The organism is Paenibacillus sp. FSL M8-0212 (genome assembly GCF_038004645.1).
Taxonomy (GTDB): Bacteria; Bacillota; Bacilli; order Paenibacillales; family Paenibacillaceae; genus Paenibacillus.
Map to the genome: position 1 here is coordinate 5,663,991 of NZ_JBBORP010000001.1, position 16,521 is coordinate 5,680,511.

18 protein-coding genes and 1 pseudogene are annotated in these 16,521 nt (G+C 42.4%); 5 read left to right on the top strand and 14 right to left on the bottom strand.

Going from position 1 to position 16,521, the window contains the following annotated elements:
* Window positions 1-20: 20 nt before the first annotated feature.
* Window positions 21-833, bottom strand: coding sequence for a glycoside hydrolase family 43 protein (locus MKX68_RS24890; protein ID WP_340914423.1), 813 nt, complete (start codon window positions 831-833; stop codon window positions 21-23).
* A 9-nt stretch (window positions 834-842) separates the two neighbouring features.
* On the opposite strand from MKX68_RS24890, the gene MKX68_RS24895 reads away from it, so the two are divergent.
* The gene (locus tag MKX68_RS24895) at window positions 843-1,001 is read left to right on the top strand and encodes a hypothetical protein (RefSeq protein ID WP_340914424.1); all 159 of its coding nucleotides are present in this window, start codon (window positions 843-845) and stop codon (window positions 999-1,001) included.
* A 379-nt stretch (window positions 1,002-1,380) separates the two neighbouring features.
* On the opposite strand, the gene MKX68_RS24900 is transcribed toward MKX68_RS24895, so the two are convergent.
* Both MKX68_RS24900 and MKX68_RS24905 read right to left on the bottom strand, forming a co-directional pair.
* A complete protein-coding gene (locus MKX68_RS24900) occupies window positions 1,381-1,734 on the bottom strand; it encodes a hypothetical protein (RefSeq protein ID WP_338587030.1) in 354 nt (117 codons plus the stop codon).
* Between the two features lie 504 nt (window positions 1,735-2,238).
* Complete coding sequence (locus MKX68_RS24905) at window positions 2,239-2,928, bottom strand: SDR family NAD(P)-dependent oxidoreductase (RefSeq protein ID WP_340914427.1); 690 nt, start codon at window positions 2,926-2,928, stop codon at window positions 2,239-2,241.
* 157 nt (window positions 2,929-3,085) lie between these two features.
* Here MKX68_RS24905 and MKX68_RS24910 point away from each other — a divergent pair, with 157 nt between their 5' ends.
* On the top strand, window positions 3,086-3,670 hold the full coding sequence (locus MKX68_RS24910; protein ID WP_338587028.1) for a TetR/AcrR family transcriptional regulator: 585 nt from the start codon (window positions 3,086-3,088) through the stop codon (window positions 3,668-3,670).
* Here MKX68_RS24910 and MKX68_RS28730 read toward each other — a convergent pair.
* The 6 genes and pseudogenes from MKX68_RS28730 to MKX68_RS24935 form a co-directional block, all read right to left on the bottom strand.
* Window positions 3,634-3,969 carry a YiiX/YebB-like N1pC/P60 family cysteine hydrolase gene (locus tag MKX68_RS28730; RefSeq protein ID WP_445671129.1) on the bottom strand — a complete coding sequence of 112 codons (336 nt, stop codon included), beginning with the start codon at window positions 3,967-3,969 and terminating at the stop codon, window positions 3,634-3,636. The genes MKX68_RS24910 and MKX68_RS28730 overlap by 37 nt on opposite strands.
* Before the next feature lie 469 nt (window positions 3,970-4,438).
* The gene (locus MKX68_RS24915; protein WP_340914429.1) at window positions 4,439-5,398 is read right to left on the bottom strand and encodes an L-threonine 3-dehydrogenase; all 960 of its coding nucleotides are present in this window, start codon (window positions 5,396-5,398) and stop codon (window positions 4,439-4,441) included.
* Between the two features lie 37 nt (window positions 5,399-5,435).
* Window positions 5,436-6,626 (bottom strand): glycine C-acetyltransferase, encoded by a 1,191-nt coding sequence (locus tag MKX68_RS24920; RefSeq protein WP_036673649.1) that lies wholly within the window; start codon window positions 6,624-6,626, stop codon window positions 5,436-5,438.
* 349 nt (window positions 6,627-6,975) lie between these two features.
* A pseudogene (locus MKX68_RS24925) lies at window positions 6,976-7,116 on the bottom strand (GNAT family N-acetyltransferase); the annotation flags it as partial.
* A 133-nt stretch (window positions 7,117-7,249) separates the two neighbouring features.
* On the bottom strand, window positions 7,250-8,413 hold the full coding sequence (locus tag MKX68_RS24930; RefSeq protein ID WP_340914430.1) for a WxL domain-containing protein: 1,164 nt from the start codon (window positions 8,411-8,413) through the stop codon (window positions 7,250-7,252).
* Window positions 8,379-9,422 (bottom strand): COG1470 family protein, encoded by a 1,044-nt coding sequence (locus MKX68_RS24935; protein WP_340914431.1) that lies wholly within the window; start codon window positions 9,420-9,422, stop codon window positions 8,379-8,381. The genes MKX68_RS24930 and MKX68_RS24935 overlap by 35 nt, the downstream gene beginning before the upstream one ends.
* A 1,314-nt stretch (window positions 9,423-10,736) precedes the next feature.
* On the opposite strand from MKX68_RS24935, the gene MKX68_RS24940 reads away from it, so the two are divergent.
* A complete protein-coding gene (locus MKX68_RS24940) occupies window positions 10,737-10,949 on the top strand; it encodes a hypothetical protein (protein ID WP_340914432.1) in 213 nt (70 codons plus the stop codon).
* A 145-nt stretch (window positions 10,950-11,094) separates the two neighbouring features.
* Here the strand turns inward: MKX68_RS24940 and MKX68_RS24945 are convergent, their stop codons facing one another.
* From MKX68_RS24945 to MKX68_RS24955, 3 genes are all read right to left on the bottom strand, one after another.
* Window positions 11,095-11,295 (bottom strand): M20/M25/M40 family metallo-hydrolase, encoded by a 201-nt coding sequence (locus MKX68_RS24945; RefSeq protein ID WP_340914433.1) that lies wholly within the window; start codon window positions 11,293-11,295, stop codon window positions 11,095-11,097.
* A gap of 184 nt (window positions 11,296-11,479) precedes the next feature.
* Entirely contained in the window at window positions 11,480-11,983 is a 504-nt protein-coding gene (locus MKX68_RS24950) for a helix-turn-helix transcriptional regulator (RefSeq protein ID WP_340915500.1), read from the bottom strand.
* Window positions 11,973-12,149: a hypothetical protein gene (locus tag MKX68_RS24955; RefSeq protein ID WP_340914434.1), complete on the bottom strand. Its 177-nt coding sequence runs from the start codon at window positions 12,147-12,149 to the stop codon at window positions 11,973-11,975. The genes MKX68_RS24950 and MKX68_RS24955 overlap by 11 nt, the downstream gene beginning before the upstream one ends.
* Window positions 12,150-12,325: 176 nt before the next feature.
* Between MKX68_RS24955 and MKX68_RS24960 the strand changes: the two genes are divergently transcribed.
* On the top strand, window positions 12,326-12,499 hold the full coding sequence (locus tag MKX68_RS24960; RefSeq protein ID WP_340914436.1) for a hypothetical protein: 174 nt from the start codon (window positions 12,326-12,328) through the stop codon (window positions 12,497-12,499).
* Window positions 12,496-12,627: a hypothetical protein gene (locus MKX68_RS24965; protein WP_340914438.1), complete on the top strand. Its 132-nt coding sequence runs from the start codon at window positions 12,496-12,498 to the stop codon at window positions 12,625-12,627. The genes MKX68_RS24960 and MKX68_RS24965 overlap by 4 nt, the downstream gene beginning before the upstream one ends.
* 151 nt (window positions 12,628-12,778) lie before the next feature.
* Here MKX68_RS24965 and MKX68_RS24970 read toward each other — a convergent pair whose 3' ends face one another.
* Window positions 12,779-14,827: a glycoside hydrolase family 16 protein gene (locus MKX68_RS24970; protein WP_340914439.1), complete on the bottom strand. Its 2,049-nt coding sequence runs from the start codon at window positions 14,825-14,827 to the stop codon at window positions 12,779-12,781.
* 153 nt (window positions 14,828-14,980) lie between these two features.
* Window positions 14,981-16,519 (bottom strand): response regulator, encoded by a 1,539-nt coding sequence (locus MKX68_RS24975; RefSeq protein WP_340914440.1) that lies wholly within the window; start codon window positions 16,517-16,519, stop codon window positions 14,981-14,983.
* Window positions 16,520-16,521: the final 2 nt, after the last annotated feature.

The window sequence follows — 16,521 nt, forward strand, 5'->3', positions numbered from 1 at the left end:
GTTTCCGCTAACTCGCCAGCTTACTCGCCACCCGGATAAGGGTTGATCTTCTGGATCGTTCCGTCTTCGTTGTATTTCAGCTCGGAATATTTAACGCAGCGCTTGTGGTTGACGCCTTCCGACAGGGAGCTGTCGTGATAGAACAGATACCACTTGTCTTCAACTTGCACAATGGAGTGGTGGGTTGTCCAGCCGATAACCGGAGAGAGAATCTCGCCCTTGAACGTGAATGGTCCCATCGGGTTCTTGCCGATCGCATATACGAGCTTATGCGTGGTTCCTGTAGAGTAGGACAGGTAGTAATAGCCGTTATATTTATGCACCCATGGGCCTTCAAAATATCTCCGTTCCTCATCCCCAGCCAGAATCGGATTCCCGTCTTCATCGACAATCGATATCTCGGCAGGCTTGCCTTGGAAGGACAGCATGTCGTCGCTAAGCAGTGCAACTTGCGGTCCAAGCGCCGGCTGGTCAGGAGCAGGTCCTTCTGCATCTGGCACGAAGCTGCCGGTCTGCCATTTCTCCAACTGGCCACCCCAGAGTCCGCCGAAATAGATGTATGACTGATTGTCGTCATCCACCAGTACGGCCGGATCAATACTGAAGCTGCCTTCCATATAATTCGGTTGCGGCATGAATGGGCCTGCCGGAGACTCTGATGTTGCCACACCCAGACGGAAGATGTCGTCATGATCCCGTGCCGGGAAGAACAGGTAATAGGTATTGTTCTTATAAGCGGCATCTGGTGCCCAGAGCTGCTTGGAGGCCCACGGAATATCTCTAAGATGCAACGCTTCGCCGTGATCGACCACAGGGGAGTCAACGTTGTTCATCGAGAGGACATGATAGTCTTCCATTTTATACTGGTCGCCGTTATCATTGCTCGGCTCGTCATGATCGAGATCATGGGAAGGATAGATGTAGATTTTGCCCTCGTAGACATGGGCGGACGGGTCCGCAGTGAAGATGTGGGTTACGAGCGGCTGGTGGGGCTTAGGTAGTTGTTGTTGATTCATAAGGCATCTCCTTTGGTATTGGAATAATAGAATCCTTCATATACGGGATTACGGTAATTCGTTGATTGCATCCTCAGAATTAAAAGCAAGCGTTTACAATCTCTAATGTTATTGTATAAGCCCCGCTTATTCTTTCCTAGTACACATAATAAAGAACTTCCCCCGAAAAAATGTACAATTCCCGCCCATCTCATAATTCTTATATTCTACAATGAAGTGATCCTTTTTGCCGTTGTCTTGTCGCACATATTATTTCTTCTCCTCTAGATCGCAACCATTATCTGTCTTCACAAGTTTTTGAGCTCGTAAGCTTTTTTCTCGAAGTTCCACCGTCTCACGTTCGTAATACACTTTTCCTTTATTATCACTTCACTCTTTCGGAAATATTTTCACTTATTTCTTCAGGATTTTCAACACCAATGATCAACTTTGATATGCTGAACATACCAACTTTTAAGCTATTCAAATCTAAATGAAGAGTTTCAAGCTCATTTTCAAAAAAGTGGAGTTGATAACCACCATTTGATCTAAATAACCCATTTCTCTTTTCTCCTAATAAAGCACCATATAGTTTAAAAGCATTGGGTATTGGTCTACCTGTTGTTATTCCCTCGATTGAAGAGTATGGAATTTGCAACCCTTTATCTAATTTTAAAAAGGGTGAGTTTCCAAAGTCGATATTTACGTAGGTTTCCATTAGTTGAATTTTACGTTCCATATTTTGATTCCCCCATTTTCTTTTCAAATAATCCATTTATTTCATAACCCATAATTACATATAATACCACAGACACCTCTTTTATTCATGAAAGTCTAAGCACTGCCCTCCGCGCCTTCGCGGGTTACGTCCTCCTTTTTATATTATTTATCAAAGAACCTACGCGTGTAGCATGTAGTGCTTAAACAGGGACTTGTCTTTAACCTAAACACTAAGAAAATACTATATTTTCACTGGACAATTAGTTTATTTTTCCTACACATTTGTTAAATGAAATTGTATGAAACTTAGTTAGGTGTTTATCTAATCGGTACAAGTTCTTGTCCCTCGACTACTTAAAATCCGTGCAGTAGATCGGTTCCTGTACAAACAAAAAAGAAGTCGCTCCTATAGCGACTTCTTCATCTCTTTCAAGCGTTTCTTAGCACAAAATATATGCCTAGTTCTAAATCTCATCTACTTGGTTCAACTGTATGTTATGACCTGCTGAAATCATCACCAATGTTAAAACAGAATGCTTTCGGGGGTAACATTCTTAGGATACTCTTCTTCCCATACGTTTTTCTCTACATAGGCCTGGTACCACATCTCTGCAATTACATCCGGATCATTGATTGCACCGGTACCTGGCTCCTTGATCAATAAACCTAATGAGCGGTGGCCCACAAAAATCCCTTGAGCAGACAATGAAGTATGAAGATTAGCAACATAATTGCGTAACCCTGAAAGAGCAATACCGATATTCCCCATCATGAACACAGGGTACATGGCGGATAATCCTGAGGTAAAGAGTAAGGCTCCCTCTTTCCTAGCGAGCATATCAGGGAGAACAGCATTGACGACATGGATGGCACTAACCACATTCGCCTCAAATGCGTCCCTGGCGTTCTCCGCCGTTAACTCCAATACAGAAGTGGGAGGATAATTGCCTGCTGTTGGACTGAATTCCAACACATCAATCCGACCATACTTTTCTTTCATGTTGGTCATAGCCTGTTCAATCTGTTCCTTGTTAAAAATATCTGCTACGAAATAAGATGCCTCGATACCATCCGCTTTCAGTTCATCCACCATATCTTGCAGTTTTGCAGCATTTCTTGCAACTAATGCCACTTGGAAGCCGCGCTTGCCAAAGCTCTTCGCAATAGATAATCCTAATCCCTTACCTGCACCAACAATCGCCAGTGTTTTCATTTATAATTCTCCTTTTATGAATGAGTTAGTGAGTTCAATTGACAGTTGTAATTGTAAAACGTACACTTAAAAGACTCAATGGTTGATATAATTCAATGTGTTAATTAAACATCACTTTTGATAAATCCGACTATTATTTATGGAGGGGAAGCGCGAATTGGGTAAAGATAAAGTGGATCTGCGCATTCTCAAAACGCGGAAAGCCATTAAAGAAGCGTTTCTGAGATTAGTACAAACCAAAGGCTATGAACGAATTACTGTGCAGGACATTGCGGAAGAAGCGATGATAAATCGCAACACATTTTATTTGCACTATGTAGATAAACCTCAATTCATGGAAAAGTTATTTCAGGAAAACGTGGAGAGTTTAAATGCTTGCTTAAGCCTGGAAGTGAGTTCAATTCATGAGATGGATAAAGATATGTTTGCTACCATGTTAAAAACGATTTTCGACGATATTGAAGCAAATATGATATTTTTTAAGACAATGATCACTCAAAATATTTATCCAAACTTCTCCGTATACTTGAAAGAGGGTTTTAAAACGATCATTTTTTCGGGGATCGGCGATCATCGCCACGATGAGAAGATAAAAATTGGCCTCGAATACATGATATCTGGATTGGTAGGAGTAATTTGTCTCTGGATAGTTGAACCGGAGAACTACAGGGTAGATAACTTTATCGAGCAACTGAGTGAAATTCACTATTCTAACATGGTTGACTTGCTGAAGGATACTTGATAATAAACTAGTATGATCTGAACAGAAAGGCTATTCTTGCCGAATCGAATCTGATCTGGCTCGACTCCCTGCTTAGATCTGTCAGAACTAGGCAGGCATAGAATAATGTTTGCAGTCAGATACGAAGATAACGGTACTGTCCTTACTCCTGCGTTCTCAACGCTTTCAAGTACCATGAGCCTGTCATGAATCCACATGACAAAAGCTACGTGGCTATAATGCGAGTCCGATATACTTTGAATCAACTTGCTTGATGGGTAATTTCCACCACTACAAAACAGAATATCCCCGTTAAGTATAAATCCTCATACATCTTCATATTTGGACACGAACATTTGAATTACTACCTCTGCCAAGAAGCCACAATTCGTGTTCCTAAGCATGAGCGTGAGATACCAAGAGCAATCTACGAAACCGACATCGACGAGTTCATAAGCACATATTCGCGTCCCGATGGTTGGCGCAGATTGATTGGTCTTTACCGGAAAAACGTTATTTCTAATAAAAAAATCGTCATTCACGCGAATTCTTAAATTCATGTGCTTTTTTCTTGCCACATGATCTTCATCATGATGCTATTTAGATAGCTACCTAATCCGAAATGACACAATGTTCTTGTCCTTAAAACAAAAAAAGCCGCTGTAATAGCGACTTTAATGGAACAATGTTCTTGTCCCTCGACATTTTCGTTCTGTTTTTGTTTTTTTATAAGTTCCCCTTTCTTGCTTTTTCTAGCGATGTCACTCTTCGATCGAATTCATAATAATTTTAAGCCTTGCGAAGCATTTGTCTCTCGCTTAGCTGTGAAAGCATATCCTTTGTCATGGCCTTCAGGTCGTAGCGAGCATGAAATCCCCATTCTGTTTTCGCTGCCGTCGCATCAATGGAATGCGGCCAGCTATCGGCAATCGCCTGTCTCTTCGGATCAACGTCATAATCGAGGATAAAGCCTGGAAGCTCATCCCGAATCGCTGCAGCGATCGCTTCCGGATCCACGCTCATTGCGGTGACATTAAATGAATTGCGGTGCATCAACCGGGAAGAATCCGCTTCCATCAAATCGATGATAGCGTTCAGGGCATCCGGCATATACATCATGTCCATGTTTGAGTCCTTGGCGATATAAGATGTATACCGGCCAGCCGTCACGGCTGCGTAATAAATTTCCACGGCGTAATCCGTCGTTCCTCCGCCGGGAGGCGTCATATAAGATATCAAACCCGGGAATCGCAGCCCCCTAGTATCCAGGCCGTATTTGTGAAAATAATAATCACAAAGCAGTTCGCCAGACACTTTGTTCACGCCGTACATCGTATTGGGCCTCTGGATCGTATCCTGAGGGGTATTGTCTTTCGGAGTCAAAGGACCAAAAGATCCAATGGAGCTTGGAGTGAAAAATTGGCAGCCGAGCTCCCTGGATATTTCAAGTGCATTCATCAATCCGCCCATATTCAAATTCCAGGCAAGCAGCGGTTTCTCCTCTGCGGTAGCCGACAGCAGCGCAGCCAAATGGATGACGGTATCAACTTCGTACCGCTTGGCGATTTCGAACATCGCCTTATCATTTGTCACGTCCAGCAGCTCGAATGGCCCGGATCGGGTAATTTCGTGGGCTGATGACCTGAGATCCGTAGCAATGACGTGATCCGCACCATAAATTTCACGTAATTTAACAACTAACTCAGAACCGATTTGGCCCAGTGCTCCGGTCACCAAAATCTTGTACATAAGACATTCCTCCCGAAATGTACTCCCGCGAATGCAGCTAAATCAGCTTCATTTCCTTGCCAACTTTCTCATAAACGGAGATCACCTGGTCGAGCATCTCCTTGGTATGGGCAGCTGTCGGCATGTTGCGTATTCTTCCGGTTCCTTTCGGAACCGTGGGAAACAGGATTGCCTTGGCGTAAACGCCTTCTTCATAAAGCCGTTTGCTGAACTGTTGGGTGGTTACTTCATCGCCAATGATACAAGGTGTGATCGGCGTTTCGCTTTGGCCTACATCATATCCAAGCCGGCTCAAGCCATTTTTCAAATCATTGCCGTTCTCCCACAGCTTCTCGATCAGCTCTTTGTCATTCATCAAAATGTCGACAGAAGCGCTGCAAGAAGCGATTGCAGCCGGAGGTAGCGATGTCGAGAACAGAAATGGACGGCTTCTCAGCTTCAACCATTCGATCAGCTGTTTTTTACCCGCCACATAACCGCCGACAACGCCAATCGCCTTGGAAAGAGTACCAATTTGAAAGTCAATGCGGTCGGACAATCCAAAATGCTTTACGGTTCCCGCACCTGCTCCGAGAACGCCCGAACCGTGGGCATCATCCACATAAGTAATCAGATCGAATTCTTCTGCTATTTTCACGATTTCAGGCAGCTTTGCTATATCACCATCCATGGAGAAAACCCCGTCGGTGATGACCATAATTTTATGGTACTGACCGGATTCCTTGGCATCTTTCGCCTGCTGTCTTAAATCATTCATATCCGAATGCTTAAAGCGAATCACCTTGGCTCTCGACAGGCGGCAGCCATCAATAATCGAAGCGTGGTTCAGCTCATCTGATAAAATCGCATCATGCTGGTCCATTACCGCGGATATAGCAGCCATATTGCAGTTAAATCCCGATTGATACACGATAACGGCTTCCGTTTTTTTGAAACGGGCCAGTTTTTCTTCAAGCTCAATATGAAGATCCATCGTACCATTAATTGTTCTCACAGCCCCTGCGCCTGCCCCGTATGTCTGCGACGCCTTAACTGAAGCATCAATCAGGCGGTGATCTGTTGCCAGTCCCAAATAGTTATTGGAAGACAAATTGATTAAGGACTTTCCGTCGATACGAATAACAGGACCATTTGCACCCTGCAGCGTATCGATGACGTTATATAGACCTTTAGTTTTTAGATCTTCGATGTTCGAACTTAAAAATTGATCCAATGCTTGACTTGACATTCCATTCCCTCCTCGATATACGCATGTCCTCGTACAGGAGACACATAATTCTCCGGGAAAACCTGTTATAAAAAGGGTTATATTGATTTTAATGTATCATCTTTTTATTTTTTTGTACACATGTGGCGGACAAAAAAATAAAAAGATCCGCAAAAAAACATAGCGATTGCTTCCCCCATTCCCGGAAGCATTTAGTCGTTAAACTATCCTGCTCGTTAGTTAAAACGAAAAGCAGCCAATCACATTGATCAGCTGCTTTCTTTTCATATTATTGAGCTAACGTTTCCCGTCCTACTATACTCTATAACGTAAAGCTATAAGGACGCAGTACTACTCATTTTCTAAAGAACTAACTGTATGGGTTAAGAATCGCGAGTATCTGATGATCCTCCCATTTTCCATTAATATGAACATTCTGTCGAGCAATGCCATCTTTTTGAAAGCCAACCTTCTCAAGCGCTCGAATTGAAGCGATATTATGCGTCATTGCCCTGTTAATAAAGACAAAAAGAAGTAACCCACTCACTGATGTAGCCTTGAGTTGGGTTACTTCTCTTCTCATGCAAAATTGTATCATATTAAAACGGTAGGTAAGAACTCAACTCTGAGTTCCTTACCTATTTTTAAAGCCCAGTCCCAATCACATAGTTAACTGTAGCTTTGTATACTCCTGATCGAGTACCAACCATCTGACCCACTTGGATGTTACCGTCACCTTCTTTGCTTACTACCTCTAGAGTTTTAGGTACGATAAGATGATTTTCTACTCGATAATTATATGATCCCGATCCAAATCCCGGATCAGCACTAAGTATAGTTTTACTTGCACTACTCAGCGTAATACTTCCTGTGTTAGGTCCATAAGTTGGATCTACGGCCTGACCAGATACATGTGTAAGTTGTGTTGTTTGCAACGTTACCGCAGAGGCAGGTAACTTTAGAACAATTGTAGCATTAGTACCAGAAGGATCTACGAGTTGTTCACTCATGAAATCCGTTGAAGATACTTTTAACTTCCATCCTTTAGCTTCCCCAGTATTGTCTGTCACGGAAGCGTTACTTGAAGTCTGGCTTATCATTGTTTTATTGTAGTCCAATTCCACATCATTAAATGAACCTGACGATATGTAAAACTCGAGCTCTCCTCCAATAACTCCTACTTGAGTATCTCCTGAAACCGGTACAGTATTGGACGTTGAATTAACTTCTACGTTATCTATAAATAATTTATAAGAGCCACCGTCTTGAGAAATGATTGAATCAAATCGAATTTTGAAATTAGTAGCACCGGCTGGTGGAGTTGCTCTCAGAATGAAGTCTGAGTATCCTACTGTTGCTGACGTTACAGGACTGCTGGTTACTTCTCCTACTAACGTATCGGCATTGTCGTAAAATACGATTGCATAGTTAAGACTTGCATCTGCTATATTTACGATTTTACTTTTAAACTTAAGAGTTAATCCTTGACCTTGTACGATTGGATAACTATCGCTAATTACCCTAAGGTTATCTCCGGCAAGACTAGGACCGTCTTCTGCTAAGATCTGAGCCTTACTTCCTTCGTATGGATCTTCACCGGTGACCGCCGCTTGTAGAGACTGAGGGGTATTACCTATTGTCCCAAAGGACCAATTCGCTCCAGAACCTCCAGCTGCAGGACCCTCGAATCCTCCATTTTGAATTAAGTTCGTTGCTGCTGTTGCTTGACCAGATCCTATAACAGACAGTGCTAATGCTGCTGATAACAAGATGCTAGGTAACTTCTTTAACACGTTCTTCTTTCTCATCCTTTTTTCTCCTTCTTAAAAGCAATATTATTATGACAATCATTAAAAGTATAATGATCGATATAACTATGATGATCCAAATCCAGAACTCTTTAATGAATGACCAAAATCCTAAATCATAGGGGGTACCTACGTTGTCAGCTTTGTCCATCGCGTTCATTAGATCTGCAGTGGTTACTTGGAAATGATATGTACCTCTTAAAGTTGCTTCATCATACTTAACTTCATACTCTAAATCATACTTTCCAGGTGTTAGAATATTGGGCACATTTAGATCGTAAAGACCCGTTGTTTTAACATACACAGAATCCATAGTGTAAGTCTCTTTAACAAGTTCAGTACCGTCCTTGGCTTTCAATATTAAAATTCCTTGAGGCTTCTCAAGAATAGTACCTTTATTTATGTGAGGTACAAAAACGGTTAGCAATCCATCATTATTGAATGTATGAGATAACTTTCCTATATCCATTTTACGAGTGGATTTCTCGATATCCACATTCAATACAACTTGCAAGGGTAATTGAGTGTTGGAATTGGTTTGTGTGCTCATGCCAGAAGTTACGGTCGCTTCTTCAGCAGGAGTGAATTCCTGAGACACTATCGCAGCTATGTATTGACCAGGTTTAGTATCTTTTGGGACGTTGACAGTAAATACGAATTCTTTACTTTCATTAGGTTTTAACTTTACTTTTTCAGGAGTTTCTTTTATCCATGTTCCAAATAAAGATGGAACATTCTCTTTAAGTGGATATGTCCAACCACCTCTTAGATCGGAAAGTACATCCGTGGGGTATATTGTAAACTCTTTTTCTTTCTTACTAACATTATTTACTTTTACCTTTACTTTTACTTCGTCTCCTGGCTTAACGGACTTCATAAACCCGGTAGAACTTTGGGAGTTTTCAATAGAAGCTGTAAAGGAGCTTATGCTATTATCCGCGTACGTCCTTGTTGAATACATGATAAAAGAAACTAGAATCATCAACATTAGTATTTTAATTTTATTCATTTGACATATCTCCTAAAGCATACTGAATGAGAACCAAATGAAGTGCAGCTACTGGTCTCTGTCAACATGTGTTTTACTCCTCATAAAGTAGCTGCCTCGTATTCTTATTTTCCTTTGCTATACGTCACTTCGCATCACGGAGAATGAAGTCTCGCTGACCATCTGTGTCGTCAGAAAACACAGTTCTATGAATGACAATTAGCTCTAAAAACTTTTGTGTCTTTGGATTTTTCATCGACTTTATGTAAGAGACGTTCTATAAGATGGTTTTGCATATTGATCGCTCCAATTGATGGCTAAGAAAGGGCGATTTGGTTTTAGTCATTTGTTGAAACAAATGCTCTGCTTCTGCAATCCTTTTATGATCCTTGGGTTTCTGAGATAAGCTGCTGCTGCGCAGCGAAGCCTACGAGATCAATACATTTTTCTGGTAGACTTCCCATGATTGCATCCTCCTTCCTAGATTTCATAATGGGCCTCACGTACCTTTCATTAGTTATGAAATTGTAGTAATGTTCTTCAATAAGAAAAAATTACTAGAATAATATTATCACAAGTTCGACACTAAAACACCTGACTTTGTACACTTTTCATTAATTTTTCAAATTTGATTATAGCTAATTTGAAATAAACAACAAAAAAAGTGTTCTATTCAATAAATAAGACAAAAGAACTATTATGACACAATAGCGTTGATTGAACAAACATAAATAAAAGATATTATGATTGAAAACATTAAGTAGTGCATTGTGAGTCCGCAAGAAGATTTTACAAACCTACATAGAAAAAGTTCTCTGACCCGACATGATTCATTCGATTTACTGTACAGATTTCAAAAAATTATCTCAATAACGCATGTGCATCAATCCGAATGCCGTATACTCTAAGGATTAACATGGTTAATTGGATCATTGGCAGCATAAAAGTACAAATTTGAATCGATTGGCTCAACATTAGTTAATAAAATGACCATTCTGTTATACGAGTCGTTCACAGCACCATTAGGTCCATTTACATTTGGTTAGTTGGCTCAAAGCGTCAAATATAACAACTGATCAATCGGAGGCTATTAATGATGAAAACTGCGGGTTTGCTAAAGATGTTCATTTAACGAAGCTAATAATAAGCCGCTTTTCCTCGTGAATGTAGATGCACCAACTGAGGTCATAATTAATGAACCGATTACTGTAGATGCCTTCTTACAGAATAAACTCTTTCGGATGAAAAAGGGAAAGCTATAGATCATGGTACAGAAAATCGATAGTAAATCGTATTGGAATTAGCACAACCATCAAATCGGAGGCAGTTATAGTTATGATGGTTTTGGTAGTTCGTGCAAAGTTTAGGGCACAAATTGACGGTAAATGGCAAGATATCGAATTAACCTCCGCCCTGGCTTCATTAACTGCAAAGAAAAAAAATACTGACAAAAAGCGAAATTCCGATTTTACGGATTTTCGCTTTTGCATGTATGCTACCAAAATACATTTCATTCACGCGAGCGTGTGGCTTACTGGCGTAGATTAGCATTCATTTTAAACATTGCTGGTCGGTTTGTCATGGCTTAAGAACCGATCGGTCTTCACTATTTGTCTTGTTGTCGTGAGCATATCGAGCATGTAAAAGTAAGGAGGTACAAACCGGGAAACAAAAAAGCCGCGAAGCTCGCGGCTTATCGAGTATTCAATTCTTTGAGACAGCGTACGGCTGGATGGCTGTAATACTCCGCAGCTGGGAGCATAGCGTCCTCTTCCGGATTAAACTTCGGATGATGCAGCACATAGGGCGAGTTAGACCCCACAAACACAAATGCGCCAGGAATGTGCTGGAGGTAGTAGGAGAAATCCTCTCCTCCCATGCTTGGCCCGAGCACTTGTGGATCGCCATCTTCTTATATTCTGAACGGCGGAAGCATCAATGCTCGTTCCGTGACGTTGGAGAGTCCACGCACACGGCAATAGCGAAACCCATGGAGTTTTTTGCATTCGCGAAGCTTGGCTCAATCGTTTCTTTTTGTTTGTGGTAGAACTGCTTAACATTTCGGCTTAGCCGGTTTTTTAAGGCAGACAACTGTGATAACAACGATTTCGAAGACTTTCTAAACGGATTTCTTCCAGGAGGGTTCCAAATGAGAGTAAATAACAATCAAGCCACAAACCGATTGGAAATTCTCCTCGCACGACATAGGAGCCATCGCTGTCAGCCGTAATCATCGAATCATGAAATTCATCATATACCCGGTAAGCGCCTTTGGCCGAAATTCGTAGCGTCACCTCGACAAGGTCTTGCCCCTCAAGTTTTTCTGCCTCTTTAATTGCCTGGACTTCCATCCTGGGCTCGTAATGCTCATCGGTAACCTCGATATCTCTCATTCGATTGATCTTGAAAATGCGGGAGTCCTTTCTGGACATACAGTAACCAGCCAAATACCAGGCTCTGGCCTTAAAGATCAATTGCACCGGTTCCACACTCCGCCGGCTTGCTTGCCCTGCAGAGTTAAAGTACCAAAAGTGGATGATATGCTGATTATCAATCGCTTCACGCAGCTGCTTATTCCAAATCCGCCCTCAATTGCTCAATATGGTCATCTTTCAAGATAAACTGATAAAGTCCGATAATTTCTTCTCCAAGAAAATGGCCTTTAAATAAAACTCGCATGTCTATCACACTATTCTCTATGATGAAATCAATCATTTCAGTATGGGTAGGCAAAATTGAATCTCTCATATTTCTTCAGTCATTTCTATAATATGACACGCTGATGTCCAATTAAGGGTTGTATAGTGAAAGAGTGGTTATCTTAATCTTGACGACGCAAATAATCGTGAATATCCATAACTATAGGAGGGCGCAGAACCGAGGAAAATATCCATTTTAAAAATAAAAGGAGAATTCGAAATGTTATGGACTTTTGCGAAGCGGTTGTACGTTCCGTTCGGCTTAGAGAGCAGTATCACAATCTGGAAAGGCAATTTCATCAGACTGAATGGACTGTGGAAGAGGATGCGTTAGCCTTCCTGACGGACGCGGGTTTGGTCGGCCGACTGACCATTTCTCAGCAGGGCGTTGGCCGGTGAACAAAAGCAATCCCGAACTGGAACACAAGCTGGGAGAATGCCTCTGGTGGCTGATCGTTCTGGCAGAACGAATGAATATCGATCCCCGTGAAGCATTTGAAAGATTTTTATTAACGACGGAAAAATAACTAAGAAACTAAAAAACGAAGAAAGAAAAATCAGGACTCCTCCTGGCAACAAAAGGTTGTGACGGCGGGTACAACATCAATTCAAATGAACAAACAAACCGTTGATCATCACCAGATCAACGGCTTGTTCATTGCGGAAACTGCTGTTTTATTACTGTTCTTTATACACGCGTACATAATCCACTTGCATAGTCGCCGGAATATCGGAGGCGTTCGGAGTGCGGCCACCGTCAAAGTTTCCGCCGATTGCCAAGTTCATAATAAGGTAGAACGGCTCATCGAAAGGTGCATTGGGATTATTCGGTGCAGCTGCGGAATACCACTGCTCGTTAGTGACTTTATAGAAAAACTTGCCATCCACATACCATTTAATATTATCCTCTTCCCAGACTACCGAATATACATGATAATCATTGGCAAAAGTTTGCCCCGCCGGGAAGTGATAATCACCGCCTGAATACTGGTTTCCGGGCCATTGTCCACCAAAGTGTATGGTACCACTTACTGATCCAGGCAGACGGCCTCTCGCTTCCATAACATCAATTTCACCTGATGCAGCCCAAGTGCCGTATACCGAATCTTGTGGAAGCATCCACAGTGCTGGCCATACACCATCACCTGTAGGAAGCTTGGCACGAAAATCTACTCTGCCGTATTTCAAGGACAGTTTATCCTTGGTGTTAATCTTTCCCGAAGAATACTGTGCATACCGATTCGGGTCTTGCGGGAAAGATTTGCTGTCGTTCATGGCTTTGATATTCAGCTTACCGTCCTGTACATATACATTTTGGGTGCTGTTTGTGTAGTGCTGCAGTTCTGCATTTCCCCATCCCCAAGTACCGGGATCGTTATTGAGATAATATCCTGTTTCATAGTTCCATTTACTTGTATCCAGCGTAGTTCCGTTGAATTCATCCTGCCAAATAAGGTTCATGCCCGCGATTGCCGGGTCGGTTGGCGTTCCGATTGAGATATCCTCTTGATCGGATACATCAGGACGCGGGGCATTTGGATTGCCGATGAAGGTATAATTGACGAAGTTGTTGCCAATACTTCCACCCGCCTTTCCGTTCAGCGGATATCCGATACGGATCTGCATATTTTCTTGGATTGGCTGGAACCAAAGACCATAGATATAATCGGCCCAGTAACCCCACTGGTTGGCATTGGACATATTGTTATACCCATTACCGGAGTATGCAAATTTGCTCTGGCTGGAGTTACTCAAATCAACCCACTGCCCATTGATGTTAATTTGGTATACAAAATTACCCAGTTCCTTGGCGATTGGCGCTCCCCCATCAATTTTCGGAAGCGGAACCCCGATGGACCCATTTGCATCTGCTGTAAAGGTTGTTCCTTCATATGGCGTAATGACATATGAATTTCTTGTAGGTTCATTAAACGTAATGGTATAAACCAGATTAGCCGAAGAAGTCTTTGATTCCAATTTGACATTGATCGACTCCGTTACGTTAAACCAGTACCCACCGCCGCCATCCGTGAAGTGGCCAAAATTGTGATCGTAGATCCAGCCGCTGGCTGCGTTATTGTCAATATCAATCCAGGTGCTGCTATTTACAGGTTTGACATACACCTTCAAATCATCCGCAACAGCTTCATAAGTGACCGCAGGATTATTGTTGAACGTTGGATATGTAAAGCCCGCACCGCCTGTGAAACTTGCTGTGATTTGTGGACCTTGTGTCGCATTCATCGCTGTGATGGTTGTTTTGTTGATGTTTTGGAATACAAGTTGATACTCCAGCTTAACACCATTCGCTTTGGAGTACAGTTGAATCTCGGTTGTTGCGGAGAGGGTAAACCAATAGCCATTGAAGCCGCCATCGCTCCAGTGCCCCCAGTTTTGGTTATAGATATAACCGCCTGCCTGGTCGATATCAACCCAGTTGTTGCCCACTTTAACATTAACGCCTACATCACTGTAAACATCATTCCATGTCGCGGAGCCTCCATTGAACTTAGGCATAACAAATCCGTAGCTGGCCTTGCCAACCCCAGATTTTGAAATAACAGGCCCGTCTGCTGGTGAGAAATACTCCATTGAGGTTACAGTAGTTCCCGCTGCCTGAACCTTTGAAGTTGGCAGTATGCCAATACTAGCCAGCATCACAACCACAAGGAACATACCGAGTACCTTTTTCATAAACCCTTTCGCCGTAAAGTGAGATGGTTTCATAATTGCCCTCCTTTAATAGAATAATAGCTTCTCCCAATCCATGTGCATTTAGGAAATCGCTTACATGTGGGAATATCTTTATTCTATCGAATAGGTTAATTTGCTGAAAAGGTACAATTGTTTTTGTGGTATCCCATTTTTTTGGCTTTTGATTCAATCTGCCTTCTGCCGCATCATCTGTCGGTACTCTGTGGGTTGGATCTGCATCACAAGTCGGAACGCGCGGGTAAAGCTTTTGTAGCTTTCATAGCCAACCATAGCAGCCACCTCAACAATTTTATGATCGGTTTCGGCGAGAAGCTTGCGGGCTTTATCCAGACGCACATCTCGTAGGTATTCAGCAAAACCTTTACCAATATTCTTCTTAAACAGATTTGAAAAATAAGCATAATTAAGCGATACATGATTGGATACCATCGCGAGGTCCAGCGGTTTGTGGTAACTCTCGTGTATAAAACGAATGGCTTCATTTAGATCCTGCGAATTCCGATAGCTGCATTTATAGTCATAATATAACTGATTCAGCCGAAGCAGCTGTTTTTGCAGTGCTTGTATATAATCACGCATCCCTTGGTAATCAAAGAGATTACGCAAGGATTCAAGGTCCAGCACTTCTTCCCCCATATAAGGGCGGATAACTCGTTCGTATTCCTCCATCATCTGAACGGTGGCGGCGCAGAGCTGTTGTGTATAGCGAATAGGATAACGTTGCAGCACCTTTTTGTGAAATATTGCAGAAATACCCTGCGTAATTGTTCCGCTGTTATCCGTTCCAATCGACTGGAACAGTGTATATAAGTCTTCATAGGGAAGTTGCCACTGCTGTTCCATATGTTCAATATGTGCTGGGAAGATACTATACTGATCAGGAAACAGGTAACTGTGACGATAGAGCTCAAGCACTTGGGTATAGCTGTCTGGTAGTTCTTTTAACCCCTGCATCGGGTTAGTCATGGCCGTTATGGCATCGATCTTTCCTTCCTTGAGCGCTGCAGTCCAAACACTTGGATCTATGGACGCATCCACCGCAAGGATCAGGTATGGGCGATGTTGCAGGCAAATACAACCTTGTCTGCCAAACACACGATAAGCAATGGCTTCCATGCTATGGGCGCTGCTGGCTCCGGGCTGGTTAATGCAAACTTCCCGCAGCAGGGTTAGGCGATAATTACGCCATAACGCATCATTCTGTTCCTCAATCTGAAGAATCCATGCGTCATCACTTAACGCACCTTGCATAAACATTCTTAATTCTTTACGATCGGTCTCTTGGGCGATACGGGATACACGCTGTATTTTATGCGTAAGTGCCTGCCGTGTCTGGATCTCTTGCCATACATGCTCCAGGGAATTCTGCAGATCCTCTCGCTTCAAAGGTTTTAGCAAGTAGCCCTTTGCCCCAAGCCCGATAGCTTTTTGGGCATATGTAAAATCACGATAACCGCTGATAATGAGGTATTCCACATCCATGTATTCCTCTTTGGTTTGAGCCATGAGTGCCAACCCATCCATATCCGGCATCATAATATCGGTAATAACAATGTGAATGCAATGCTGCCGCAATAGGCCCAGCGCCTCAATCCCGCTCGCGGCACAGTATATGTTGTTCAGCTCCAGAGGAAATTGATGCAGCATGGCCTGCAGGCCGTCACGAATGTGTTTTTGATCGTCCACAATCAGGATATTAATCATGC

Excerpts from the sequence above, each read along its gene's own strand:
- MKX68_RS24975 (WP_340914440.1), bottom strand. The coding sequence starts at position 16,519 with ATGATTAATATCCTGATTGTGGACGATCAAAAACACATTCGTGACGGC.
- MKX68_RS24895 (WP_340914424.1), top strand. The coding sequence starts at position 843 with ATGATAGTCTTCCATTTTATACTGGTCGCCGTTATCATTGCTCGGCTC.
- MKX68_RS24940 (WP_340914432.1), top strand. The coding sequence starts at position 10,737 with ATGATGGTTTTGGTAGTTCGTGCAAAGTTTAGGGCACAAATTGACGGT.
- MKX68_RS24970 (WP_340914439.1), bottom strand. The coding sequence starts at position 14,827 with ATGAAACCATCTCACTTTACGGCGAAAGGGTTTATGAAAAAGGTACTC.
- MKX68_RS24920 (WP_036673649.1), bottom strand. The coding sequence starts at position 6,626 with ATGTCAAGTCAAGCATTGGATCAATTTTTAAGTTCGAACATCGAAGAT.
- MKX68_RS24960 (WP_340914436.1), top strand. The coding sequence starts at position 12,326 with ATGGACTTTTGCGAAGCGGTTGTACGTTCCGTTCGGCTTAGAGAGCAG.
- MKX68_RS24935 (WP_340914431.1), bottom strand. The coding sequence starts at position 9,422 with ATGAATAAAATTAAAATACTAATGTTGATGATTCTAGTTTCTTTTATC.
- MKX68_RS24930 (WP_340914430.1), bottom strand. The coding sequence starts at position 8,413 with ATGAGAAAGAAGAACGTGTTAAAGAAGTTACCTAGCATCTTGTTATCA.
- MKX68_RS24955 (WP_340914434.1), bottom strand. The coding sequence starts at position 12,149 with ATGAGAGATTCAATTTTGCCTACCCATACTGAAATGATTGATTTCATC.
- MKX68_RS24900 (WP_338587030.1), bottom strand. The coding sequence starts at position 1,734 with ATGGAACGTAAAATTCAACTAATGGAAACCTACGTAAATATCGACTTT.
- MKX68_RS24890 (WP_340914423.1), bottom strand. The coding sequence starts at position 833 with ATGAACAACGTTGACTCCCCTGTGGTCGATCACGGCGAAGCGTTGCAT.
- MKX68_RS24905 (WP_340914427.1), bottom strand. The coding sequence starts at position 2,928 with ATGAAAACACTGGCGATTGTTGGTGCAGGTAAGGGATTAGGATTATCT.
- MKX68_RS24915 (WP_340914429.1), bottom strand. The coding sequence starts at position 5,398 with ATGTACAAGATTTTGGTGACCGGAGCACTGGGCCAAATCGGTTCTGAG.